This window comes from Porphyrobacter sp. YT40, from assembly GCF_006542605.1.
In the GTDB taxonomy this organism is placed as follows: Bacteria; Pseudomonadota; Alphaproteobacteria; order Sphingomonadales; family Sphingomonadaceae; genus Erythrobacter.
On sequence record NZ_CP041222.1, the window covers coordinates 291,596 to 315,586 of the forward strand.

General features: G+C 66.5%; 24 protein-coding genes. 14 read left to right on the forward strand and 10 right to left on the reverse strand.

What is annotated here, in order from left to right; genetic code table 11:
- Positions 1 to 4: 4 nt before the first annotated feature.
- From aguB to E2E27_RS01355, 3 genes are all read right to left on the reverse strand, one after another.
- A complete protein-coding gene (aguB, locus tag E2E27_RS01345; protein ID WP_141457279.1) occupies positions 5 to 883 on the reverse strand; it encodes an N-carbamoylputrescine amidase in 879 nt (292 codons plus the stop codon).
- Between the two features lie 10 nt (positions 884 to 893).
- A complete protein-coding gene (locus tag E2E27_RS01350) occupies positions 894 to 1,643 on the reverse strand; it encodes an SIMPL domain-containing protein (protein WP_141457281.1) in 750 nt (249 codons plus the stop codon).
- A gap of 105 nt (positions 1,644 to 1,748) precedes the next feature.
- Complete coding sequence (locus E2E27_RS01355) at positions 1,749 to 2,636, reverse strand: class I SAM-dependent methyltransferase (protein ID WP_141457283.1); 888 nt, start codon at positions 2,634 to 2,636, stop codon at positions 1,749 to 1,751.
- A gap of 98 nt (positions 2,637 to 2,734) precedes the next feature.
- On the opposite strand from E2E27_RS01355, the gene msrA reads away from it, so the two are divergent.
- Both msrA and E2E27_RS01365 read left to right on the forward strand, forming a co-directional pair.
- On the forward strand, positions 2,735 to 3,289 hold the full coding sequence (gene msrA, locus E2E27_RS01360) for a peptide-methionine (S)-S-oxide reductase MsrA (RefSeq protein WP_141457285.1): 555 nt from the start codon (positions 2,735 to 2,737) through the stop codon (positions 3,287 to 3,289).
- Positions 3,290 to 3,418: 129 nt separating this feature from the next.
- Entirely contained in the window at positions 3,419 to 3,745 is a 327-nt protein-coding gene (locus E2E27_RS01365) for a hypothetical protein (protein ID WP_141457287.1), read from the forward strand.
- Between the two features lie 190 nt (positions 3,746 to 3,935).
- Here E2E27_RS01365 and E2E27_RS01370 read toward each other — a convergent pair whose 3' ends face one another.
- Positions 3,936 to 5,186 (reverse strand): RsmB/NOP family class I SAM-dependent RNA methyltransferase, encoded by a 1,251-nt coding sequence (locus E2E27_RS01370; protein WP_141457289.1) that lies wholly within the window; start codon positions 5,184 to 5,186, stop codon positions 3,936 to 3,938.
- A 54-nt stretch (positions 5,187 to 5,240) separates the two neighbouring features.
- Between E2E27_RS01370 and E2E27_RS01375 the strand changes: the two genes are divergently transcribed.
- A complete protein-coding gene (locus tag E2E27_RS01375) occupies positions 5,241 to 5,411 on the forward strand; it encodes a DUF1674 domain-containing protein (RefSeq protein WP_141457291.1) in 171 nt (56 codons plus the stop codon).
- A 7-nt stretch (positions 5,412 to 5,418) separates the two neighbouring features.
- On the opposite strand, the gene chrA is transcribed toward E2E27_RS01375, so the two are convergent.
- Positions 5,419 to 6,753 (reverse strand): chromate efflux transporter, encoded by a 1,335-nt coding sequence (gene chrA, locus E2E27_RS01380; RefSeq protein ID WP_141457293.1) that lies wholly within the window; start codon positions 6,751 to 6,753, stop codon positions 5,419 to 5,421.
- A 265-nt stretch (positions 6,754 to 7,018) separates the two neighbouring features.
- Between chrA and rpoZ the strand changes: the two genes are divergently transcribed.
- The 3 genes from rpoZ (at position 7,019) to E2E27_RS01395 (ending at position 9,413) form a co-directional block, all read left to right on the forward strand.
- Entirely contained in the window at positions 7,019 to 7,363 is a 345-nt protein-coding gene (rpoZ, locus tag E2E27_RS01385) for a DNA-directed RNA polymerase subunit omega (RefSeq protein WP_141457295.1), read from the forward strand.
- Positions 7,364 to 7,559: 196 nt separating this feature from the next.
- Positions 7,560 to 8,291: a ParA family protein gene (locus E2E27_RS01390; RefSeq protein ID WP_141457297.1), complete on the forward strand. Its 732-nt coding sequence runs from the start codon at positions 7,560 to 7,562 to the stop codon at positions 8,289 to 8,291.
- Positions 8,292 to 8,357: 66 nt separating this feature from the next.
- Positions 8,358 to 9,413: a DUF3667 domain-containing protein gene (locus E2E27_RS01395; protein ID WP_141457299.1), complete on the forward strand. Its 1,056-nt coding sequence runs from the start codon at positions 8,358 to 8,360 to the stop codon at positions 9,411 to 9,413.
- A gap of 71 nt (positions 9,414 to 9,484) precedes the next feature.
- Here E2E27_RS01395 and ftsH read toward each other — a convergent pair whose 3' ends face one another.
- Both ftsH and E2E27_RS01405 read right to left on the reverse strand, forming a co-directional pair.
- Positions 9,485 to 11,440: an ATP-dependent zinc metalloprotease FtsH gene (ftsH, locus tag E2E27_RS01400; protein WP_141457301.1), complete on the reverse strand. Its 1,956-nt coding sequence runs from the start codon at positions 11,438 to 11,440 to the stop codon at positions 9,485 to 9,487.
- 106 nt (positions 11,441 to 11,546) lie between these two features.
- Entirely contained in the window at positions 11,547 to 12,209 is a 663-nt protein-coding gene (locus E2E27_RS01405; RefSeq protein WP_141457303.1) for a TetR/AcrR family transcriptional regulator, read from the reverse strand.
- Between the two features lie 94 nt (positions 12,210 to 12,303).
- On the opposite strand from E2E27_RS01405, the gene E2E27_RS01410 reads away from it, so the two are divergent.
- From E2E27_RS01410 to E2E27_RS01425, 4 genes are read left to right on the forward strand one after another with little or no spacing between them, the layout of a single operon-like run.
- Entirely contained in the window at positions 12,304 to 13,440 is a 1,137-nt protein-coding gene (locus E2E27_RS01410) for an ABC transporter permease (RefSeq protein ID WP_141457305.1), read from the forward strand.
- Positions 13,441 to 13,454: 14 nt separating this feature from the next.
- Complete coding sequence (locus E2E27_RS01415) at positions 13,455 to 14,186, forward strand: ABC transporter ATP-binding protein (RefSeq protein ID WP_141457307.1); 732 nt, start codon at positions 13,455 to 13,457, stop codon at positions 14,184 to 14,186.
- Positions 14,187 to 14,219: 33 nt separating this feature from the next.
- Entirely contained in the window at positions 14,220 to 15,203 is a 984-nt protein-coding gene (locus tag E2E27_RS01420) for an efflux RND transporter periplasmic adaptor subunit (RefSeq protein ID WP_141457309.1), read from the forward strand.
- Positions 15,204 to 15,207: 4 nt separating this feature from the next.
- Complete coding sequence (locus tag E2E27_RS01425) at positions 15,208 to 16,644, forward strand: efflux transporter outer membrane subunit (RefSeq protein WP_141457311.1); 1,437 nt, start codon at positions 15,208 to 15,210, stop codon at positions 16,642 to 16,644.
- Here the strand turns inward: E2E27_RS01425 and E2E27_RS01430 are convergent.
- Genes E2E27_RS01430 through E2E27_RS01440 form a run of 3 tightly spaced genes read right to left on the reverse strand, consistent with a single transcriptional unit; the run spans position 16,617 to position 18,784 of the window.
- Positions 16,617 to 17,210 (reverse strand): exopolysaccharide biosynthesis protein, encoded by a 594-nt coding sequence (locus E2E27_RS01430; protein ID WP_141457313.1) that lies wholly within the window; start codon positions 17,208 to 17,210, stop codon positions 16,617 to 16,619. The genes E2E27_RS01425 and E2E27_RS01430 overlap by 28 nt on opposite strands.
- A gap of 42 nt (positions 17,211 to 17,252) precedes the next feature.
- Positions 17,253 to 17,702, reverse strand: coding sequence for a MaoC family dehydratase (locus tag E2E27_RS01435; RefSeq protein ID WP_141457315.1), 450 nt, complete (start codon positions 17,700 to 17,702; stop codon positions 17,253 to 17,255).
- Positions 17,702 to 18,784, reverse strand: coding sequence for a CaiB/BaiF CoA transferase family protein (locus tag E2E27_RS01440; RefSeq protein ID WP_141457317.1), 1,083 nt, complete (start codon positions 18,782 to 18,784; stop codon positions 17,702 to 17,704). Before E2E27_RS01440 ends, E2E27_RS01435 begins: the two co-directional genes overlap by 1 nt.
- 146 nt (positions 18,785 to 18,930) lie before the next feature.
- Between E2E27_RS01440 and cysD the strand changes: the two genes are divergently transcribed.
- The 4 genes from cysD to E2E27_RS01460 all read left to right on the forward strand — a co-directional run bounded on the left by cysD (position 18,931) and on the right by E2E27_RS01460 (position 23,989).
- Positions 18,931 to 19,833, forward strand: a complete 903-nt coding sequence (gene cysD / locus E2E27_RS01445; RefSeq protein ID WP_234036285.1) for a sulfate adenylyltransferase subunit CysD — start codon at positions 18,931 to 18,933, stop codon at positions 19,831 to 19,833.
- Between the two features lie 114 nt (positions 19,834 to 19,947).
- Positions 19,948 to 21,861, forward strand: coding sequence for a sulfate adenylyltransferase subunit CysN (gene cysN / locus E2E27_RS01450; RefSeq protein WP_141457321.1), 1,914 nt, complete (start codon positions 19,948 to 19,950; stop codon positions 21,859 to 21,861).
- 11 nt (positions 21,862 to 21,872) lie between these two features.
- A complete protein-coding gene (locus E2E27_RS01455) occupies positions 21,873 to 22,613 on the forward strand; it encodes a 3'(2'),5'-bisphosphate nucleotidase CysQ (RefSeq protein ID WP_234036139.1) in 741 nt (246 codons plus the stop codon).
- 110 nt (positions 22,614 to 22,723) lie between these two features.
- Positions 22,724 to 23,989: a nucleotide sugar dehydrogenase gene (locus tag E2E27_RS01460; RefSeq protein ID WP_141457324.1), complete on the forward strand. Its 1,266-nt coding sequence runs from the start codon at positions 22,724 to 22,726 to the stop codon at positions 23,987 to 23,989.
- Positions 23,990 to 23,991 lie beyond the last annotated feature (2 nt).

Sequence of the window (23,991 nt, forward strand, 5' to 3'; positions counted from 1 at the left end):
GCCGTCAGATGTCTTGCGCGATCCGCCCGTAAAGCTGCGGGCGGCGGTCGCGGAAGAAGCCCATCCCTGCGCGGTGTTTGGCCGCACGCGCCAGATCGAGCCGGGCGGTCAGCACGCCGGTCTCTTCCTTGCCGAACAGCGCGAGGTCGTCTCCCCACTCGTCGGTGATGAAGGAGTGGCCGTAGAAGCTCTGGGCGCGGTCCTCGGGCCCCTCGTGACCGATGCGGTTGGCGGCGACTACCGGCATGCAATTCGACACCGAATGACCGATCATCGCGCGCCGCCACATGCGGCTGGTGTCGAGATCCGCGTCATAGGGCTCCGATCCGATCGCGGTGGGATAGAGCAGCACTTCGGCCCCCATCAGCGCCATCACCCGCGCGCATTCGGGATACCACTGGTCCCAGCAGATGCCGACGCCGACGCGGGCCATCGCGCCATCCTCTCCGGGCACGTCCCACACCTTGAAGCCGTCGTTGCCGGGGCGGAAATAGTATTTTTCCTCGTAGCCCGGGCCGTCGGGGATGTGGCTCTTGCGATAGGTTCCCATGATCTCGCCATCGGGGCCGATCATGGCGAGGGTATTGTAATAGTGGTGCCCGTCCCGCTCGAAGAAGCTGGTGGGGATCGTCACTTTCAGTTTCGCCGCCAGCGCCTGCATCGCGATCACGCTGGGGTGCTCGGCCGTGGGGCGGGCGAGCGCGAAGAGCGCCTCGTCCTCCTCACGGCAGAAATACTCGCCGCTGAACAGCTCGGGCGGCAGGATCAGCTGCGCGCCCTTGGCGGCAGCTTCCTCCACCAGCGCGGCGACGGCGGCGATGTTGGCGGCTTCGTCAGGCGAGCCGAGGGCGAGTTGAAGCGCGGCGACGGTGATGGCGGTCATGCGCGCGCCATTACTTTGCCCGCAGCGCGAAGTCCACTTGCACGCTGACCGTGCTGGTCGTCTGGCCGGGCTGGATCACGCCGCCTGCATCCATCGCGCGCTCCTCGACCATCACTGATTGCGGCATCATCGGAGGCGGCGGCGGCACCGCGCCGGGGATATAGCGGTTGCCCTGCATACCCCCCGCATCGCGGATGTAGAGCACGCGGCTGATCTCCATCCCCGCCGCCTCGGCATAGGCCTCGGCGCGCTTGCGGGCGTTGTTGTACGCGGCGGCATAGGCGGAGTTGGCGGCGGCTTCGGGATCGGTCATGCGCAAATCGGGCCCGCTCATCACGTTCGCCCCCGCGCCGGTCGCGGCGGCGACTGCGGCATCGGCCTTGGCGATATCGCGCACGGTAACCGCGACGATGTTGCTCGCCTGATACTGCCCCTTGCGGTCGCCCCATTCGATCCGCTGGATGTTGACCGCGCGGGTCTGGATGTCCTTTTCCGCGACCCCGGCCGCCTTGAGCGCGGCGAGCAGCGCAGCGATATCCTCGCGGTTGGCAGCGCTGGCCGCTTCGCCGGTTTGCCCGAAATTCTCGACGCCCACCTGAAAGAAGGCCTGATCGGGCCGGGTTTCGGCCTCGCCCGTGGCGCTGACGGAAAGGAGCGTTTCCTGCCGGTCGACCCCGCGCGGATCGGGCGCGGCGCTGCCGCAAGCGGCAAGCATCAGCGGTGCGGCAAGGGCAGGGATCAGGAACAGACGACGAGGCATGGAGCTCTCCCGGTTGCGGGCCGGATCATTCCGCCCGTCAGGATCGCCTTATTTCCGCCACAAAGTGAACGCGGGGTGAAGCCGCTGCCCCACCCCGCGGCTGGATTACATTGCCTTCTTGAACAGCAGCGTCATGCGGTCGCTTTCGCCGAGGCCCTTCAGATCGTCACGCTTGGTGGCGAGCACGGGGGGCATTTCCCACACGCCCTCGGCATGGTTGGCCGGATCGCTGGCATTGGCGTTGATCTCGCTCGCGGCGACCAGTTCGAAGCCGTTCAACCGCATGAAGTCGATCACGTCCTGCTGCTTCAGGTAGCCCTTGGTGCCGTTGGCATAGGACCACGGCGCATCGGCCTTGGCGCGGTGCTGGACGATGCCGAGAAGGCCATCATCCTTGAGCAGTTCGCGCATCGCCCGGATCTCGGTATCGGCGGTGCCAGCGCGCAGGATGTTGTGCATCGCGCGGATCACGAGGATGCGGTCGAAGGTGCCCTTCTGGCCTTCGAGATTGTCGAGCGTGATGCCGGAGAAGGCCTCCGGTGCGAGCCCGGTGTAGCCCGCGACTTCCGCGCCGAAGCCTGCCGCCTGATCACGGATGCGCTGCTGGCGCGCCGCATCCGGCGTAGCGGTGAGCGGGTTGGCGTAGAGGCCGACCAGCGCGCCCTCGCCGCCCAGATAATGCCCCAGCAGGCGCGAATACCAGCCGCCGCCCGGCGCATATTCGCCGACCTTCATTTCCGGGCCAACATGGAAGAAGGCGAGCGTCTCCGCCGGATGGCGAAAAGTGTCGCGGGCCTTGTCTTCTGCGCGGGTCGGGTGGTTGATCGCGCCCGACAGCGCCTCGCCATGCATCTTCATGAAATTGGCGGTGTCGAGAATGTGCGCCTCGTCCATGCTGCCGTGTCCGGCATGACCGGCGTGATTGTCGGCGAGGACAGGCGCGGCGAGGGCGAGGCCGCTCGCGGCGGCGAGGGCGGCAATCAGCTTGTTCATCCTTGGTACTCTCCCGGGAAATTGCAGGAACCGGACGCGCACATGGTGGCAATCGCCGGTCGGTCGCCTATCTTTGGCACAAAGAAACGGAGAATTCGATGAGCAATCTTGAAACCGCGATCGTCGCCGGCGGCTGCTTCTGGTGCACCGAGGCGGTGTTCCGCGACGTGGTGGGCGTGACCAAGGTCGAAAGCGGCTATATCGGCGGCACCAAGGCGAACCCGACCTACAAGGAAGTCTGCACCGGCAGCACCGGCCATGCCGAGGGCATCCGCGTGACCTTCGACACCGACACCATCAGCCTGGCCGAGATCTACGACGTGTTCCTCGGCACGCATGATCCGACGCAGCTGAACCGTCAGGGCAATGACGTGGGCACGCAATATCGCAGCGCGATCTTCCCGCTCTCGGCAGAACAGGGCGCCGAGGCCGAGGCCGCGATCGGGCGCTGGAACGCCGAAAACGGCAAGATGGCGGTCACCACGATCGAGGGCCTCGACGGCGGCGCGCAGGTGAAGGAATGGTATCCGGCGGAGGATTACCACCAGGAATACTGGGACGGCGAAGGCCAGCGCAATCCCTACTGCCTCGCGGTGATCCCGCCCAAGCTGATGAAGCTGCGGAAGAGCTTTCAGAAGTATGTGAAGGACTGAGCGGAAGGGCTGTTTTCGGATTCATTCGAGAAAAAGCTGCCGTTGGGGGGCGACACCATAGCCGACTCGGCAAAGTTGTGACATTTCTGGCGGATGCGGACCAGCACGATAATCTTGGGGCTTTTGGCCATGGCCACAACAAGCGGTTGTGTCACACCGGCCGCTGAGGAGCAGGCTGCCATCTTCCTCGAACCTTCACGCTTTGAAGGGCAAGAAGTCTCCGTCTGTGGGCGTTTGCGCGGAACTTCAAACATCTATTCAGCAGACGACGAAACAAGAATGCTTGGCATCTGGGCTACAGAACAAACTGCTCCGCTTATCCTCCAGAAGTCGAAAAGCCAGCGCTCCGCGTGTCTGAGAGGAACCATCGAGCGTGTTGGATGCGAAACCGACAAAGAGATTGTCTGCACTGACTGGGACTCCGATTATGCAATCAAAGTGGCGGAAGTAGAATAGCATCAATCCACCCACTTTCGGTCATTCGCCGCGCCCGAGCATAATCCCGAAAGCGGACATTCGAGCAAGCGACCGCATTGGCCACAATCCAAGCATCGTCGCCCCGTGCTTGACACGGGGCTTGGCTTTCTTCTGCCCACTCCGTCGAAGAAAAGCCTGGCCCCGGATCAAGTCCGGGGTGACGGTGGTTCTAGGCCTTGACCCACCGTGCAACGAAAAACCCGTCGAGCCCGCCCTTATCGGCCAGCATCCCCGGATGCGTGCGCAGCCAGCCATCAGAGGTCGGCGTTAGCCCTGCGGGCAGTTCCTCTGCCGTGATCGGCTTGGGCGCAAGGCCCAGTTCGGCGTCGATCCACGCCGCCTGCTCCTCGCCTTCCTCGGCCTCGAGCGAGCAGACCGCGTAGACCAGCACCCCGCCGGGGTTCAGCCATTCGGCAGCCTTGGCGACAAGCTTGCGCTGCAACTCCACCATCTCGGCGATCTGCCCCTTGCCGATGCGGTGGAGCACATCGGGGTGGCGCCGGCAGGTGCCGGTCGCAGTGCAGGGCGCGTCAATCAGAATCGCGTCGAAGCGGTGCTTGGGCTCCCACACCAGCGCGTCCGCCCGCACGGGCGACGCCTTGAGGCCGGTGCGCTTAAGATTGTCCTTGAGCAGATCGAGCCGCCGCTTCGACATATCGAGCGCGGTGACCTTCCACCCCGCCGCCGCCAGCTGCATCGTCTTGCCACCGGGCGCGGCGCACAGGTCGAGCGCCGAGCGGCCCTCGCCCGGCCCCAGCAGCCGCGACGGGATCGAAGCGGCGAGATCCTGCACCCACCATGCCCCATCCTTGAAATCGGCAAGGCTCTCCACCGCCGCGCCGCGCGGCAGGCGGATGTGGCCGGGCGCGAGGCTGACGCCGCCCATCGCCACGGCGCGGGTCTGGGTTTCGGCCTCGTCCTTCAGCGCTAGATCGAGCTCGGGCGGGAAGGCGAGGCCCGGCGCAATGACGGCAGCTTTCTCGGCTCCCCAGCGCGCGACGACACGTTCGGGCAGGCTCGGTGCCTCGGGCAACGCGGCCTCCTGCTTCATCAGCGCCGAAAACACCCCATGCGCCAACCGCCGCGGCCCGCCCGCGAGCAGCGGCAAGCCGGTCGCGATCACCGCGTGCGGCGGGGTGTCGAGCCGCCACGCCTGCGCCAGCATCAGCCGCAGCACCATGCGCGCCTTGGCATCGTCGGGCAGGCGCTGCTTGGTCGCAGAGTCGATCGCGGCGTCGAGGTCGGTCAGCCAGCGCAGACTCTCTCCCGCAATCGCGCGGGCCAGCGCACGGTCGGGGGCCTTGCGCACATCGGCAAGGCTCGCGCCCTCGGCCTGTTCGAGCGTCTCGCCCCGCCGCAGCACGGCATCGAGCAGGCGGAGCGCGGCGCGGCGCACGGGAAATCCGGGAGGTAGGGCCATCGCCCGCCACTACCCGCGCTTGAAACAAAGTGCCAGCACGCGCATTTCATACGCATGACCAAGCAGAAGTCCGAAGCCGCCAAGGCCTTCAAGAAGCCCGCCCACTGGACCAACGACCCGGTGCCCGCGCCGAAAAAGACCGATCCCCTGAAGGACGAGCCGCGCGATCTCTCCCCCACCCGCTATGGCGACTGGGAGAAGGACGGGATCGCCTGGGACTTCTGAGCCTGCCCTAAAGGCTGAGCGCCAATCCGCCCGCAGCGCACAGCGCGAGAATCCGCAGCACGCCCCACTTCGCACCGAAGGCCAGCACCAGCGCCAGCACAGCGAGCACGCCCGCGCGCCAATCGAAGCTGGCAAGGTCGGGCCAATCAAAGCGGATCGGCCCAGCAGCCACCTCCTCGACCCGCTCGAAAAGAACGTGGAGTGCAAACCATGCGGTGAGATTGGCGATCACGCCGACCACCGCCGCCGTCACCGCCGCCAGCCCGCCCTTCAGCCACACCGCCTGCCCCAGCCGGTCGATCCACGGGGCGAAGGCGAAGATCCACAGGAAGCACGGCGCGAAGGTCACCCAGGCCGTCAGACCCGCGCCCAGCAGCCCCGCCACCAGCCGCGAGAAGGGCTCCGGCGCACGGAACGCGGCGAGGTAGCCGACGAATTGCGTGACGAGGATCAGCGGCCCCGGCGTGGTCTCGGCGAGCCCCAGTCCGTCGGCCATCTCCCCGGGACGCAGCCAGCCGAAGCCCTGCACCGCCTCCTGCGCCATATAGGCAAGCACGGCATAGGCCCCGCCGAAGGTCACCACCGCCAGCTGCGAAAAGAACGCTCCGATCTGCCACAGCACATGTCCTCGCCCGAGCGTCGCGGCGATCAGCAGCATCGGCGCAGCCCAGATCGCGCCCCAGACGAGCACCGCGCTCGCCGTCGCACGCCATGGGTGAGGCGGAAGGGTTACGCTCGTCGTGCCGGGCTTCAGCGCCAGCCAGTCGGGCCGCATCCGCGCCGCGATCATCCCGATCACGCCTGCACCCAGCACGATCAGCGGGAACGGCAGGCCGAGCAGGAACAGCCCGGCAAAGGCCCCTGCCGCCAGAGCGCGCTTGAGCCCCGTGTCGAGTGCGCGGCCCGCTATCCGCAGCAAGGCCTGCACCACGATCGCCAGCACCGCAGCCTTCACCCCCAGAAACAGCGCTGCCACCCAGCCGAGGTTCGCCGCCAGTGCATAGAGCATCGACAACGCCAGAATGACCGCCGCGCCGGGGATCACGAACAGCAGCCCCGCCGCAAGCCCCCCGCGCACGCCCTGCAAGCGCCAGCCGATCCACGTGGCGAGTTGCTGCGCCTCCGGCCCGGGGAGCAGGTGGCAGAAATTGAGCGCGTGGAGAAAATCGTCCTCCGCCACCCAGCGGCGCTCGTCCACCAGCACGCGGTGCATCAGCGCGATCTGTCCCGCAGGGCCGCCGAAGCTGAGCAGGCCGATGCGGGTGAAGGCGGAGAGAAGTTCGGGGAACGTGGGTGCGGGGGCGGGTGCCTCTGCGCCCTGTGTGCGATTTGGAACGCCCATCTCGGCCATGCTCACCTCGAAAATGGCCCCGCGCGCGGGCACACGCAGGGGGGATGACGAGGCAACGCTTGGGCCGGTTCCGGCCTGGACGGGAGGTTGCTGGGCCCCGTGCCCGCAGTGATATGCGCTGCCGGAAGGGTGTTCAAGGGCCGAAGCGGACGCATCGCTACCCTTCGCCCGCACCCCTTTTCCTTGACTTCGCACGGCCCTCGCCCTAGTGGCGCGGGCTTGCATTTCCCCCTCGATTCTGACGAAAAGGCCAAGCATGGCACGCGTTACCGTTGAAGATTGCGTCGACAAGGTTCCCAACCGCTTCGACCTCGTTCTGCTCGCCGCCCAGCGCGCGCGCGAAATCTCGGGCGGGAGCGAGCTGACCATCGATCGCGATCGCGACAAGAACCCGGTCGTCGCGCTGCGCGAAATCGCCGAGGAAACCATCACCCCGCGCGGCCTGCACGAATCGCTGGTCACCAGTCTCCAGAAGATTCTCCCCGATGACGAGGACGAAGCGGACGAAATCGGTTCGCTCAGCCAGTCGGCCGAAGCGCTGCGGATCACCGCCTCGGCGCCGGCGCGCACCTCTTCGCTGGGTGGCGATTACGACGGCTGATCCTTCGGCTGCACAGACCTGCCTTATTCTCAGAGGCGGTCCAGACCGGGGTGAACCCCGCGTCCGGGCCGCCTCTTTCCTTTTCGGCGCCGGACGCAGTTGACCGCTTCGTGACCTGCGCCTGCCGCGCTTGCCAAGCGCGGGACGGGCGTTATCCCTGCGATGTCACTCAGCGGTCACATCGGAAGGGGCGCGGATGGCTTCGATTGCGGTCTACAGCGTCAAGGGCGGGGTCGGGAAGACGACGCTGGCGGTCAATCTCGCGTGGTGCGCGAGCGCGATCTCGCGCCGCAAGACGCTGCTGTGGGATCTCGACGCGGCCAATGGCTCGGGCTTCCTGCTGGGCGTGGACCCGAAGAAAAAGCGCAGCGCCGACAGCATGTTCGGTGATGGCGCGGACCCGGCCAAGCTGATCCAGCCGACCGCATGGCCGGGGCTCGATCTGCTGCCCGCCGATGAAAGTATCCGCGCGCTCGATCGCCAGCTTGACCGGCTGGGCAAGAAGAAGCGGCTGGCCAAGCTGGCCGCAACCCTCGCCAAGGATTACGACCGCATCATCTTCGATTGCCCTCCGGTGCTCAACGAACTCTCCGCGCAGGTGATGCGCGCCGCCGATCTTGTGATCGTGCCCCTGCCGCCCTCCCCGCTCTCGGCCCGCGCCTTCGAGGTGGTGGTCGAGGAAGTGCGCGGCAGCGGCAAGGGCCATCCGCCGATCCTGCCGGTGCTCTCGATGCTCGACCTGCGGCGGGGCCTGCACAAGCAGGCGCGCGAGGCGAACCCGAACTGGCCGGCGATCCCGCTGGCGAGCGCGGTGGAGCAATGCGCGGTCGAACGTCAGCCGGTGGGGGCCTTCGCCCCGCGCTCTCCCGCCGCACGCGCCTTCGCGCAGCTGTGGACGGCAATCGAGCGCAAGCTGGCGGCGGGCTGACGCCTCTTTCGCACTTGCGGAAATTGCGCCAATAGTCGGGCCATTCGGGATCGAAGGGGCGGCATTATGAGCGGGTTGGGTGACGGGATCGGCACGGTGATCGAAGGCGGCCTGCTGTCGCGTGCCGTGGAACCCGGTGCGGGCGAGAGCGCCGGACACGCCGCCGCCCCGGTCACCTGCGCCAATTGCCAGACCGTCCACTCCGGCCATTTCTGCCCCGAATGCGGGCAGAACGCGCATATCCACCGCAGCCTTGCCGCGATCGGGCATGACATCATGCACGGGGTGCTGCACCTCGACGGCAAGCTGTGGGAGACGCTGCCGCTTCTGACATTCAAGCCGGGGCAGCTGACCCGCCGCTATATCGCGGGCGAGCGCGCCAAATTCGTCAGCCCGATGGCGATGTTTCTGTTCACGGTCTTCGCCATGTTTGCGGTGTTCCAGATGGTCGGGATCGGCACTCCCACCGATCTGCCCGCCGAAGTTTTCGGATCGGACAACAACAGCACCTTCCGCAATGAAATCCGCGATCAGATCATCACGCTCGAGAAAGAGCGGGTGGATCTGCCCGAGGCGAGCCCGCGCCGCGCGCAGATCGACAACGAGCTCAAGGGGTTGAACATGATCCTCTCGGGATCGCCGGGCACGCTCGAGGATGCGGGCAGCGGGGTCGAGGTCAACACGGGGATCGGCTGGCTGGACAAGGGCCTGATCGCGAAGTGGAAGAAGAACCCCAGCCTGATGCTCTACAAGCTGCAATCGAACGGGTACAAGTTCAGCTGGCTCCTGATCCCGCTGTCGATCCCCTTCGTGTGGCTGATGTTCGCGTGGCGGCGGCAGTTCAAGGCCTATGATCACGCGGTGTTCGTCACCTATTCGCTCAGCTTCATGTCGCTGCTGTTCATCGCCATGTCGATCATCAGCGTGATCCCGGGCGGGGCAGGCTGGGCGGCGCTGCTGTTTTTCGTGAGCGTGCCGCTGCATCTCTACAAGCAGCTGCGCGGGGCCTACAGCCTCAGCCGGCTCTCCGCGCTCTGGCGGTTGAGCGTGCTGCTGCTGTTCTCGATCCACATCGTGCTGACGCTGTTCCTGCTGATCGTTGGCGCACTGGGCGCTTTCTAAGGGCAGGCGCACCACGAAAAAGGGCGACGGAATTGCTCCCGTCGCCCTCTCCTAACGGTTATCGTGCGGGTTCAGGCCCCCTGCGGCGCCTCGTCACCCTTGCCGAAGCGCTTGCCCGCCTTGGGGATCGCCGAGCCGCGCGGCGGCGCGACCAGCGTGGGCCCGCGGGGCGCATCGGGACGGTCGATTCTGCCGTTTTCGAGCAGCGTCTTGATCTCCTCGCCCGTCAGCGTTTCGTATTCGAGCAGCGCCTGGGCCAGCAGGTGAAGCTGATCCTCGTTGGTCTTGAGGATGTCGGTGGCGCGGCTGTGCGCGCCTTCGACCAGACCCTTGATCTCGGTATCGATCAGCTCGTTGGTCTTGCCCGAGCGGAAGGTGCGCTGCGCCTGACCCATGCCGAGATAGCCATCGGACTGTTCCTCGTACTGGAGCGGGCCGAGCTTGTCGGACATGCCCCACTGGGTCACCATGTTGCGCGCCAGATTGGTCGCGTACTGGATGTCGGACGAGGCGCCCGAGCTGACCTTGTCGTGCCCGAAGATGATCTCTTCCGCCACGCGCCCGCCCATCGCGACCGAGAGGTTCGCATGCATCTTGTCGCGGTGGTAGGAGTAGCTGTCACGCTCCGGCAGACGCATCACCATACCCAGCGCACGGCCGCGCGGGATGATCGTGGCCTTGTGGATCGGATCGGACGCCGCCTCGTGGACCGAGACGATCGCGTGGCCGGCCTCGTGATAGGCGGTCATCTTCTTCTCGTCGTCGGTCATCACCATCGAGCGGCGTTCCGCGCCCATCATGACCTTGTCCTTGGCGTCCTCGAACTCCTGCATCGCCACCAACCGCTTGTTGCGGCGCGCGGCGAGCAGCGCGGCTTCGTTGACGAGGTTCGCCAGATCAGCGCCCGAGAAGCCCGGCGTGCCACGCGCAATCACGCGCGGGTTCACGTCGGGGGCCAGCGGCACCTTCTTCATGTGAACGGCAAGGATCTTCTCGCGCCCGTCGATATCGGGCACCGGCACCACCACCTGACGGTCGAAACGGCCCGGACGCAGCAGCGCCGGATCGAGAACGTCGGGGCGGTTGGTGGCGGCGATGATGATGATACCTTCGTTGGCTTCGAAACCATCCATCTCCACCAGCAGCTGGTTGAGGGTCTGCTCGCGCTCGTCGTTGGAATTGCCGAGGCCATGACCGCGCGAACGGCCGACCGCGTCGATTTCGTCGATGAAGACGATGCAGGGCGCGTTCTTCTTGGCCTGTTCGAACATGTCGCGCACACGGCTGGCGCCGACGCCGACGAACATTTCGACGAAGTCCGAGCCCGAAATGGTGAAGAACGGCACGCCCGCCTCACCCGCGATGGCGCGGGCGAGCAGCGTCTTGCCGGTGCCGGGCGAGCCGACCAGCAGCGCGCCCTTGGGGATCTGGCCGCCAAGCTTGGAGAAGCGCTGCGGATCGCGCAGGAATTCGACGATTTCCTGCAATTCCTCGCGCGCCTCGTCGATGCCGGCGACATCGTCAAAGGTCACGCGGCCCGACTTTTCGGTGAGCATCTTGGCCTTGGACTTGCCGAAGCCCATCGCGCCGCCGCCGCCGCCCTTCTGCACCTGACGCAGCGCGAAGAAGGCGATCCCGAGGATCAGGATGAAGGGCAGCGAATTGAGCAGGATGAACAGCAGCACGTTCTGCCCCTCGCGCTGCTTGCCGGTGAAGCGCACGCCGTTGTCTTCCATCAGCTTGGTGATTTCGACATCGTTGGGGACGGGGACGGTGCTGAAGGCCTCGCCGTTCTTGAGCGTGCCGGTGATGAGATCATCGCCCATCTGCACGTCCTGCACTTCGCCTTCGGCAACCGCGGCACGGAAATCGGAATAGCGGATCGCCGTGCCCGCCGACTGGCCGGCGTTGCTGAACATGGTCACCACCAGCAGCAGGGCGAGGAAGATCCCGCCCCAGATCATCAGCTGCTTGACCCAAGGGTTGGGGCCTTCGCCTTGCGGCTGGGGATCGTTTGGCTGGCTCATCGGCAGGGAATCCTTTCGTCACCGGCAATGTAGGACGCCGCGGCTGAATGGCAAGATAATGCGCCCCTCGGGCCGCGATGCTAATTTTCGAACAGCGTGATGCGAATTATCGATCGGCAGGGGCGGCATAGGCGGCAAGGAACACCTCCACCGCGCCGCGAATGCGCCGGTCGCGCTCCAGCGGGCTCACATCGGCGCCGAAACGGCGCTCCAGATCGCCCATTCCCTTGCACAGCGACACGAATTGTTCGGCTGCCAGCAGCGGGTCTTCGATAGCGAGCTCGCCTGCGGCGGCAGCGCGGGCCAGCCATGCGGCGAAGCCCTGCTTCATCCGCCACGGGCCGGCTTCGAGGAAAGCCACGCCGATCGCCGGGTCATGCTCGGTCTCGGCGGCGATGCGGCGTTCGAACTGGATCATCTCGGGCCGGAACAGAAAGCCGTGCATCGCCTGACCGATAGCGGTCAGGCGTTCGCGGATCGTGCCGGCCGGCATGGTTTCGAGCGAGAAATGCCCGCGCATCTTCTCGCATTCGCACTCGACCGCTGCGGCGAACAGCGCGCGCTTGTCGCCGAACTGGTTGTAGATCGTGACCTTGGAAACCCCCGCATCACCAGCGACCTGCTCGATCGCGGTGGCGGCGTAGCCATGCTGGAAGAAGTGCCGGGCCGCCGTTTCAAGGATCGACGCGCGCTTGCCCGCATCGAGCGGACGCCCGGCTCGCCCCGGCTTTACATTTTTCTTCGCAACTGAAATTTTGTCGATTGACAACCTGAACGGCTCCGTTCAATTAAACGATGCCGTTCAATATTGGGCCGTCACACCCAGAATTGCAACCCTCCCCTGTCCCAGAGGTTCCCCGCCCGTGCTGTGGATTGCCATCAGGATGCTCACCGGAGACGCCCAGAAGTTCTATGGGCTGTTGTTCGGCATCGGCTTTTCCACCCTGCTCATCACGCAGCAGATGACGATCTTCGTCAATCTGGTCGAACGCGGGGCCAGCGGGGTCTACAACGCGCCCGAGGCCGAAGTGTGGGTGATGGACCCGGTCAGCCGCACCACCGATGTCAGCTACGCCATGCCCGGCACGGCGCTCGACCGGGTGCGGTCGGTGCCCGGCGTGGAATGGGCGGTGCCGCATCTGCGCGCGCAGGCCAATGTGCGCACTAAGGACGGCGATCTCGAAGGTGTCGCGGTGATCGGGGTCGACGATGCGACCCTCATCGGCCTGCCCGAACGCATGGCCGAGGGCAACAAGTCGGTGCTCTTCGCCCCCGACAGCGTGGTGATCGACGATGTCGGGGTGACGCGGCTGTTCTCGAACGGCGCCAGCCCGATCGGCGAAAGGCTCGAACTCAACGATCAGCGCGCGGTGATCCGCGGCATCTCCGATGCGATCCCGAGCTTTACCAGCACCGTGGTACTCTACACCCGCTATTCCAACGCGCTCAACTTCGTCCCCGGCACCCGCAACCGCCTGTCTTTCGTGCTGGTCGGCGTGCGCGAGGGTGAAACTCCGGAGGCAGTCGCCGCGCGGATCGAGGCGGAGACCGGGCTCAAGGCCGAGACGCGCACCGAATTTTCACAGGCCGGGGTCGATTTCATCATCGAGAACACCGGCATCCCGACCAATTTCGGGATCACCGTATTTCTCGGCTTCGTGGTGGGCATCGCGATCGTCGGGCTGACTTTCAGCCTCTTCCTGCGCGACAACATCAAGCAATTCGGCGCGCTGAAGGCGATCGGCGTGACCAACGCCAAGATCGTGCAGATGGTCGCCGCGCAGGCGGGCCTTGTCGGCATGATCGGCTATGCGCTCGGCGTGATCGGCACGGTCGCCTTCATCAAGGGCTTCAGCGGCAATCCCTTCTTCAAAGGCTTCTACATCCCCTGGCAGATCCCGCTGATCAGCCTCGTGGCGGTGGTGGTGATCCTTGCCATCACCGGCTTCATAGCGATCCGATCGGTGCTCAAGACCGAACCGGCCTCGGTGTTCAGGTGAGCGAGGAGGCGATCATGGACACCACCACCATCGGCGGCTGCGCCCCCGAAGCGGCGATCTGCGCGCGCGGCATCACCCGCGATTTCGAGGCCGGGCAAAGCACCATTCGCGTGCTCCACGGGATCAATACCGACATTCGCCCGGGCGAGCTAACCTACGTCGTGGGCGAAAGCGGATCGGGCAAGACGACGCTGATCTCGATCATGTGCGGCATCCTGTGGCCGACCGAGGGCGAGGTGCGCGTCTTCGGCACCGACATCTACAAGCTGTCGGATACCGAGCTGGTCAAGTTTCGTCTCAACAACATCGGCTTCATCTTCCAGCAGTATAACCTGATCCCCTCGATCGACGTCGCCAGCAACGCCGCCGTGCCGCTGATCGCGCAGGGGATGCCGCGGGAGGAAGCGCGCGAAAAGGCCAAGGTGCTGCTCGACAAGCTCAATATCGGCAACCAAGCCGACAAGCTGCCGCGCCAGCTTTCGGGCGGACAACAGCAGCGCGTCGCCATCGCCCGCGCGCTGGTGCACGAGCCGCGGCTGGTGGTGTGCGACGAGCCGACCGCCGCGCTCGATGCCTCCTCGGGGCGCCGGGTGATGGACCTGCTGCGCGAAGTCGCGGTCGCGCCCGACCGGGCCTGCATCATCGTCACCCACGACAACCGCATCTTCGATCTCGCCGACCGCATCATCGTGCTCGAGGACGGGCGCATCACCCATGACGGCACCGAGATGCCCGATGACCACTGACCTCTCCCTCCTCCCGCTTCACCCGAGGACGCCATGCCCCGCAATCTAAGCTTCGCCCGCCAGATTCTCCCTGCGCTAGCATTGATCGGCCTTGCCGTCGGCGTGTGGCTGATCCTTGCCGGCCTGCCCGACCGCTCGACCGCGCAGCCTGCCGAGCAGCCTCCCAAGGCGGTCGGCAAGCTCGCGAACGAGCCGCGCGTGGCCGGTGCCGGAATCGTCGAGCCGGCGAGCGAGATCATCGATATCGGCTCGGCGCTGTCGGGCCTCGTCACCGATGTCCGCGTGCGCCCCGGCGACCGAGTGGAAAAGGGGCAGGTCCTGTTCACCGTCGATGCCCGCGCCGCGCAGGCGAGCCTCGCGCAAGCCAACGCCGCGATTGGCGAAGCGCGGGCCGCCATCGCCGAAGCCGGCACCGCACAGAAAACCGCGCGCCAGCAGCTCGCGCTCTATCGCGGGCTCGACGATCCGGCGGCGGTCAGCCGCGCGGAGGTGATCCGCGCCGAGGGCGAGGAAGCCGCCGCCACCAGCCGTCTCGGCAGCGCCCGCGCGCGCCTTGCCGCCGCGCAATCCGCCGCCGCCGCCGCGCGCACCGAGATCGATCGTCTGGTGATCCGCGCCCCGATCGCGGGCGAGATTCTCGCGGTCAACATCCGCCCCGGCGAATTCGTCGCCACACAAGGGGGCGGCAACAGCCAGCCCTTTATCCAGATGGGCCAGACCAACCCGCTGCACGTACGTGTCGACATCGACGAGAACGAGGTCGCGCGCGTGGCGCTGGGCCAGCCTGCGGTGGTCTCCCCGCGCGGGGCCGCCGAACTACATGTCGAGGCGACCTTCGTCCGCGCCGAACCGCAGGTGGTGCCCAAGCGCTCGCTCACCAATTCCGCCGCCGAGCGGGTCGATGTGCGCGTGCTGCAGCTGATCTATGCGCTGCCGCCCTCGGACGCCTTCCGCGTCGGCCAGCAGATCGATGCCTTTATCCCAGCCAAGGCGGCGGCTGCGAAGGGGGAGCAGTAAGGCCATGCGCCGCGCGCCCCGCCTTCTCGCCGCTTCGGGCCTGCCCTTCCTGCTGGCCGCCTGCGCGTTTCAACCCGCGCCGGAGATCGCCACGCCGACCCCGGAGCTGCCGCGCGCCTTCTTCTACGCGCCGGAAGCCGATACCGGCGCCGCGCTCGCCGCGCTGCTGCCGAACGACGATCCGGCTTGGCGCACGCTCTCCGCTGCGGCGCTCGCCGACGCGCCGAGCCTGGCCGAAGCCGCCGCGCGGATCGACGCTGCCCGCGCCGGAGCGCGCCGGGCAGGGGCGGAGCGGATGCCCAATATCGGGGCCGATGCCAGCGTCACCCGCAACCGCATCAATCCGGCGCAGTTCGGGACGGCGGGCCAGCAAGGCTTCATCCCGCGCGAACAGACCTCCTATGGCGCGAACATAACCGCAAGCTGGGATCCCGACATCTTCGGTCGGCTCAGGGCCGAGGAACGCGCCGCGCTCGCGCGGATCGACGCAGCCTCGGCGCAGGCGCAGGGCGTGCGGCTGGCGCTGCTCGCCGAGATCGCCGCAAGCGTGATCGACTGGCGCGTGATCGAAGCGCGCGGGGCGGCGATCGCCTCCGATGCCGAGGCTGCGCAGGCGCTCGCAGGTCTCGCCAAGTCGCGCGAGGATGCCGGCATCGCACCCGGCTTCGACCGCGTGCGCGCCGAAGCGACCGCCAGCGGATCGGCCACGCGGCTTGCGGCGCTGGAAAGCGAGCGCGCGCGGCTGGTCGGGCGGCTGGTGACGCTGACCGGACAGGACGCCGCCAGCGTCAGAGCTGCGCTCGAGCAACCGGCGGCGACTTTGGCCCCTGCGGCTGCGCCCGCCACGCTCCCCTCGGAATTGCTCGCCAACCGCCCGGATGTGGCCGCCGCCGCCGCCAATCTCGCCGCGAGCGACGCCGATCTGGCCGCCGCCGCCCGCGCACGCTTCCCGCGCATCACGCTCTCGGGCGTGATCGGGCTGCTCGCCTTCGATCCCGAGGACTTCTTCAACGATTCCATCGTCGGCACGCTGACCGCCGGGATTGCCGGGCCGCTGCTCGATTTCGGACGCGTGGGCGCCGGGATCGACGCAGCCGCCGCCGACAAGCGCGCCGCCTTTGCCGCCTATCGCGGCGCGGTCTATCAGGCGCTGGGCGATGCCGAGACCGCCTATGCCATCGTCACCGCCGCCGATGCCGAGGCGCAGCTGGCCCTCGCGCAGCGCGATCAGCTCAACCGCGCGGCAACGATCGCCGAAACCCGCTACCGCGCCGGGCTCGCGAGTTTCCTCGAAGTGCTCGAAGCGCGCCGCGCTGCGGATTCGAGCGGCGAGAACGCGGCGGCGGCACTGGGTCGCGCGGCGCGCGCACGGGTGGTGCTGTGGCAGGCGCTGGGCGGCGATCCGGCTCCCGGTCAGGCCGAGAACCAGTACACCCCGTAAGCCAGAGCGCCGATCGCCACGGCGCCGCCGATCAGCATCACCAGCCCGTCGCGCACCATCATCGCGAGGCTGAGGATCGCAATCGCCAGAAATGGCGCAGCGGCGGCGAAGGGCACCAGCTCGAGCACCGGCAGCGCGCAGCACAGCGCCGCGATCAGCCCCGCCACCACACGGCGGGCGGGGCCGCTGGCGAGTGCCTCAAGCCGCCCCTTGGCAATCTTGTCGAGCACCCCGGCAATCCGGTCGAGCTTGTCGCTGGCCTTGGTCAGCTTGTCCGAAGCGACGCCGCGCCGGGTGACGAAGCCGGGCAGCCACAGGTGTTCGCGCCCAAAGGCCATCTGCAATGCGATCACCGCGATGCACAGGCCGATGATCGTCGGCACCGTCGGTATCCCGCCGACCGGCGTCACGCCGATCAGCGCGAGGATCAGCATCAGCGGGGCAAAGGAACGATCGCCGAATTCGTCCAGCAGATCGGCGATCGAGACCTTATCCTCGCGCTGCGCGACGTCCTCGATCCCGTCGACGACCTCGCCGATGCTGCTTGCATTTTCGCTGTCCGCCATGCGCGCCTCCTGCCGTGGATAAGCGCTGTGGCGGCGAATTGTTCAGCCCTTGCGTTGCAGCAGTGCGGTGCGCTCGCAGCGGCACACCACCTCGTCGCGCTGGTTCCACATCTCGTGGGTGAAGGTGACGATCCCGGCATCGGGGCGCGACTTGCTTTCCCGCAGTTCCTTGACCTCGGAATAGGCGCGCAGCGTGTCGCCGATGAACACCGGCTTGGGGGTCACCACCCTGTCGAAGCCCAAATTGGCGACCAGCGTGCCCAGCGTCGTCTCGCCCACCGACAGCCCGACCAGCAGGCTGAAGGTGAAGGTGGAGTTCACCAGAATCTGCCCGAACCCGCTCGCCTTGGCCGCCTCGACATCGAGATGCAGCGGCTGCGGATTGTGGGTCATCGTGGAGAACAGCAGGTTGTCGGTCTCGGTCACGGTGCGGCGGATCGGATGTTCGATACGCTCGCCGACCTGCCATTCGTCGAAGTACTTGCCCGCCATCAGCCTGCCTCCGCCCAGCGCGCGACAACATCCGCGCCGTCATCCGCACTCGACCTGACGCTGCCCGGCGTGCGGCTGAAGCGCGGCGCGGGAGCGGTGTGCCACATCCCGTCATGCTCCACATAGGCCTGCCTCGCCTTCATGTGCGGATGCTCGCGCGCTTCCTCGATCCCGAGCACGGGCGCGAAGCAGGCGTCCGAGCCTTCGAGCAACGCGCACCACTCGGCCTGCGTCCTGGTGAGGAACAGCGCGGCGAGCTTTTCGGCGTAATCGTCCCAGTTGGCCGGGTTCATCTGGCCCTGCGCCAATTCCTCCGGAGCGCCGGTGCGGGCCAGCAGCTCGGCATAGAATTGCGGCTCGATCGACCCCAGCGAGATTTCCTTGCCGTCGGCGCATTTGAAACACCGATAGAAATGCGCCGCACCGCCGAGCATGCCCTTGCCGCGCTCGGTGGACAGATGCGGCACGTGGCGCACGCCGAAGAAGAAGCTCATCAGGCTCGTCGCCCCGTCGACGATCGCGGCATCGACCACCTGCCCCTTGCCCGAACGCTCGCGTTCATACAGCGCTGACATGATCCCGAAAGCGCAATACATCGACCCGCCGCCGAAATCGCCGACGAGGTTCTGCGGCGGGGTGGCAGGCTCGCCCGCCTTGCCCACGGCTGATAGCGCGCCGGTGATGGCGATATAGTTGATGTCGTGCCCCGCCGCCTGCGCGAGCGGGCCTTCCTGCCCCCAGCCGGTCATCCGGGCATAGACAAGCCGCGGATTGGCTTCGAGCAGCACCTCAGGCCCCAGCCCCAGCCGCTCCATCACGCCGGGGCGGAAGCCTTCGATCAGCACGTCGGCATGGGCAGCGGCGGCGAGCACCTGCGCGCGGCCCGCCTCGCTTTTCAGGTCGAGCGCCAGCCGGTGCCGGGCGCGTTCCACCACCGGATTGCTCACCGCGCCGCCCGGCCGGTCGATCCGCACCACCTCAGCGCCCAGATCGGCGAGTAGCATCGCGACGTGCGGCCCCGGCCCGATCCCGGCAAATTCCAGCACCCGAAGCCCTGCCAGCGGGCCGCTCGATTGGCTCATATGTCTCTCCCTTTGGCGCAAGTCTCTGACGTGGCAGGGGCGCGAGAGCAAGTCTCGACATCGCTAGCGCAGACCCAAGCCGCGCCATCCTTGCGCAAAGCCAAATTTGCTTGTTTTGTGCAATGCAGCGTGTAGCAACCGCCGCCATGCGTAGTCTTACCCACCTTGAGCGGCTCGAAGCCGAGAGCATTCACATTTTCCGCGAAGTCGTCGCCGAGGCCGAGAATCCGGTGATGCTCTACTCGGTGGGCAAGGACAGCTCGGTGATGCTGCATCTGGCACGCAAAGCCTTCTACCCCGCGCCGCCGCCCTTCCCGATGCTGCACGTGGCGAGCGGATGGGACTTTGGCGATCTGCTTGCCCACCGCGACCGCACGGTGCGCGAATACGGGCTGAAGCTGATCATCGCCCAGAACGAGGATGCCGAGGCGCAGGGCATCAACCCCTTCGATACCGGCAGCGCGCTCTATTCCCAGGCGCAGCTGACCGATCCGCTCAAGCGCGCGCTGACCGCCCACGGCTTCGACGCGGCCTTCGGCGGCGGGCGCCGCGACGAGGAAAAGGCCCGCGCCAAGGAGCGCATCTTCTCCTTCCGCAACGCCGCACACCGCTGGGACCCGAAGAACCAGCGCCCCGAGCTGTGGAACCTCTACAACGCCAAGAAGGCCAAGGGCGAGAGCATCCGCGTCTTCCCGATCTCGAACTGGACCGAGCTCGATATCTGGCAATACATCGCGCTCGAAAACATCGACATCGTGCCGCTCTATTTCAGCAAGCCGCGCCCGACGGTGGAGCGCGACGGGATGATCCTGGTGGTGGACGACGAGCGCTTCCGGCTGGAAGAGGGCGAAGAGCCCGTCACCCGCTCCGTCCGTTTCCGCACGCTGGGCTGCTACCCGCTCACCGGCGCGACCGAGAGCGACGCGACCGAGATGAACCACATCATCCAGGAAATGCTGCTCGCCACCGGATCGGAACGGCAGGGCCGCGCGATCGACAAGGGGCAATCGGCGAGCATGGAAGACAAGAAGCAGGAGGGGTACTTTTGACGCGCCACGGAATGCGAAGCGTTCCGAAGCGTCAACCCCGGGCTTGACCCGGGGCCGAGTGCCAGAAGCGAAACATTACATGGGTCCCGGCCTTCGCCGGGATGACGAGGCAAGATGAACGATCACTCCTCCTTCCAGACCGACAGCCTCATCGCCGAGGATATCGACGCCTATCTCGATCAGCACCAGCACAAGAGCCTCTTGCGCTTCATCACCTGCGGCAGTGTGGATGACGGCAAGTCGACCCTGATCGGGCGGCTGCTGTACGATTCCAAGATGATCTTCGAAGATCAGCTCGCCGCGCTGGAAAGCGACAGCAAGCGCCACGGCACGCAGGGCGAGGAGATCGACTTCGCGTTGCTGGTCGATGGCCTCGCCGCCGAACGCGAGCAGGGCATCACGATCGACGTCGCCTACCGCTTCTTCACCACCGAAAAACGCAAGTTCATCGTCGCCGACACGCCGGGGCACGAGCAATATACCCGCAACATGGTGACCGGCGCCTCGACCGCCGACCTTGCCGTGATCCTGATCGATGCGCGGAAGGGCGTGCTCCAGCAGACCCGGCGGCATTCCTATCTCGTCCACCTGCTCGGCATCCGCCATGTGGTGCTGGCGGTGAACAAGATGGATCTCGTCGGCTACGACCAGTCGACCTTCGAGCATATCGTTGCCGATTACCGGACGTTCGCCAAGAGCATCGGCATCGAGGATTTCACCGCGATCCCGATCTCCGGGTTCAAGGGCGACAACATCACGACGGCGCCCTCGGCGAACACGCCCTGGTATGGCGGGCGATCGCTGATCGAGCACCTCGAGAGCGTTGAAGTCGACGCCACCGCTGCGCAGGCCGCACCGTTCCGGATGCCGGTGCAGTGGGTCAACCGCCCCAACCTCGACTTCCGCGGCTTTGCCGGACAGATCGCCAGCGGCACGATCCGACCGGGGGATGCGGTGCGGATCGTGCCCTCGGGCAAGACAAGCACGGTCAAGACCATCACCACGTTCGACGGCGACCTCGACGAGGCGGTCGCGGGCCAGTCGGTCACGCTCACGCTGGCCGACGAAGTCGATTGCTCGCGCGGTGATCTGATCGCCGCCGCGGGCGATCCGCCGCAGGCCTCCGACCAGTTCCGCGCCACGCTGGTGTGGATGGACGAGGAAGCGCTGAAGCCGGGCCGGGGCTACTGGCTCAAGCTCGGCACGCAGATGGTCACCGCCACGATCCAGCCACCCGAATACGAAATCGACGTCAACAGCCTCGAACATCTCGCGGCCAAGACGCTGGGCCTGAACGGCATCGGGGTCGCCGAATTCGCCACCGACCGCCCGATCGCCTTCGAGCCCTATACCGCCAATCGCCAGCTGGGCGGGTTCATCCTGATCGACAAGTTCACCAACGCCACGGTCGCGGCGGGAATGATCGAATTCAGTCTGCGCCGCGCGGACAATGTCCACTGGCAGCCAACCGCGATCACCCGTGACGATCATGCCGGGATGAAGAACCAGACGCCGCGCGTGCTGTGGTTCACCGGCCTTTCCGGCAGCGGCAAGTCGACCATCGCCAACGAGGTCGAAAAGCAGCTGTTCCTGATGAACCGCCACACCTTCCTGCTCGATGGCGACAACGTGCGGCACGGGCTCAACCGCGATCTCGGCTTTACCGAAGCCGACCGCATCGAGAACATCCGCCGCGTGGGCGAAATCGCCAAGCTGATGGCGGATGCGGGCCTGATCGTGCTCACCGCCTTCATTTCGCCCTTCCGGGCGGAGCGACAGATGGTCCGCGATATGCTGCCCGACGGCGAGTTCATCGAGATTTTCGTCGACACGCCGCTGGAAGTTGCCGAGGGGCGTGATGTGAAGGGCCTCTACAAGAAGGCGCGTTCCGGTCAGCTCAAGAACTTCACCGGGATCGACAGCCCCTATGAAGCGCCCGAGAACCCGGAGATCCGCGTCAACACCGTGGACATGACTCCCGAGGAAGCCGCGCGCTACATCATCCAGCAGATCCTGCCGCTCAAATGAGTGTTGCAGCGATGAGCGACGCCGAGCTGGCTGCGCACTTGGCCGAAACGGCGGGACGCCTGCTCGTCGATGTGCGTGCCAGCGGGGTGTTCACCGGCAAGGCGCTCGGCAAGGCGGGCGACGCGACCGCAAACGAATTCCTGTGCCACGCAATCCGCCATGCGCGCCCCGACGACGGACTGCTGTCGGAGGAGGAAAAGGACGACACGCGGCGCTGCGCGCAACGCCGCGTGTGGATCGTCGATCCGGTCGACGGCACCCGCGAATATGGCGAGGCGCGTGCCGATTGGGCGGTGCATGTGGCGCTCGCGGTGGACGGGATCGCGCAGGTGGGTGCGGTCGCGCTGCCGGGGCTCGACGGCGGCATCGTCCTGCGCTCCGACCAGCCGCGGCCCCTGCCCGCGATGGCCGAGCGTCCTCGCTTCCTCGTCAGCCGCACGCGGCCTGCCGCCGAGGCGCAGGCGGTCGCGCAGGCGCTGGACGGAGAGCTCGTGCCGATGGGCAGCGCCGGGGCTAAGGCCATGGCAGTGGTGCGTGGCGAGGCAGAGATCTATCTCCATTCCGGCGGGCAGTATGAATGGGACAGCTGCGCCCCCGTCGCCGTCGCCGCCGCGCACGGCCTCCACTGTTCGCGCATCGACGGCAGCCCGCTGATCTACAACCAGGCCGATACCTACATGCCCGACCTGCTGATCTGCCGTCCCGAATGGGCCGAGCGGGTGCTGGCCGAGGTCGCCCGTCTGGCAGGCTGACACGGGCGCGCGGCGAACGCCCTGCGCGTAGCCTCTTGTGCATTGCAACATCGAAAGGTGCTTGCTAGTCCCGCCGCCAAGCCGGGGGTCGCACCTTCTGGGGGAATCTAGTGAAAGTTGCCATTTTCGGACTCGGTTACGTCGGCTCCACCGCCGCAGGCTGCATCGCCAGCCAGGGGCACACGATCATCGGGGTCGATGTCAGCGAGGCCAAGGTCGCAGCCCTCAACGAAGGCCGCGCACCGGTCTATGAACCCGGTCTCGATGAACTGCTCGCCGCGGCCCATGCCGATGGTAGGGTGAAGGCGGTCACCAGGCTGACGGACGAGCTGGACGATGCCGATCTCGCGATCGTCTGCGTCGGCACGCCGAGCGGTGTCGATGGCGCGCACAACATGAGCTATATCGCGCAGGTCACCCGCGCAATCGCCGCCGCGATCAAGCCCGACCGCAAGGCCCCGCTGACCCTCGCCTACCGCTCCACCATGCGGCCCGGTTCCTGCGAGAACATCATCTGGCCGATCATCCAGAGCCATCTCGGCGATGCCGCAGAGACGGTGGTCGAGCTGGTCTACAACCCCGAATTCCTGCGCGAAGCCTCGGCTATCGAGGACTTCTTCAACCCGCCCAAGATCGTCATCGGCACGCTCGGCGGGAAGCCCTCGGCCAACATGGCGAAGCTCAACGAAGGGATCGACGCGCCGGTCTTCGAAGTCGGCCTGCGCGAGGCGGAGATCACCAAGTTCGTCGACAATTCCTGGCACGCGGTGAAGGTCGCCTTCGCCAACGAGATCGGGCGGGTGTGCCAGAACCTCGGCATTTCCGCCAAGGAAGTCCACGCGATCTTCAAGAGCGACACCAAGCTCAACCTTTCCGCCTATTACACCCGCCCCGGCGGTGCCTTCGGGGGATCGTGCCTGCCCAAGGATGTGCGCGCGCTGCAATATATCGCCGCCGATACCGGCTCGGCGACGCATCTCGTGGACTCGCTGATCCGCTCGAACGAAGCGCACAAGCACCATCAGTTCCTGCACGCCACCGCCGGAATCGAGCCGGGGGCCAAGGTGCTGCTGGTTGGCCTCGCCTTCAAGCTGGAGACCGACGATCTGCGCGAAAGCCCGGCGGTGGACATGGCGCGCAAGCTGCTCGAGGCGGGCTATGATCTCGACATCTACGATCCCAAGGTCGCGCCCGACAATCTGGTGGGCCAGAACCTCGGCTATGCCTATTCGGTGCTGCCGCGCATCGACGGGCTGATGGTGACTAAGGTCGTCGCCGAAAGCCGCGACTATGCGCGCATCATCGCCACCAACCGCCTGATCGACACGCTCGGCGTCGACAAGGCCAAGGTCGTCGACACCAGCGCGATCGCCTGACG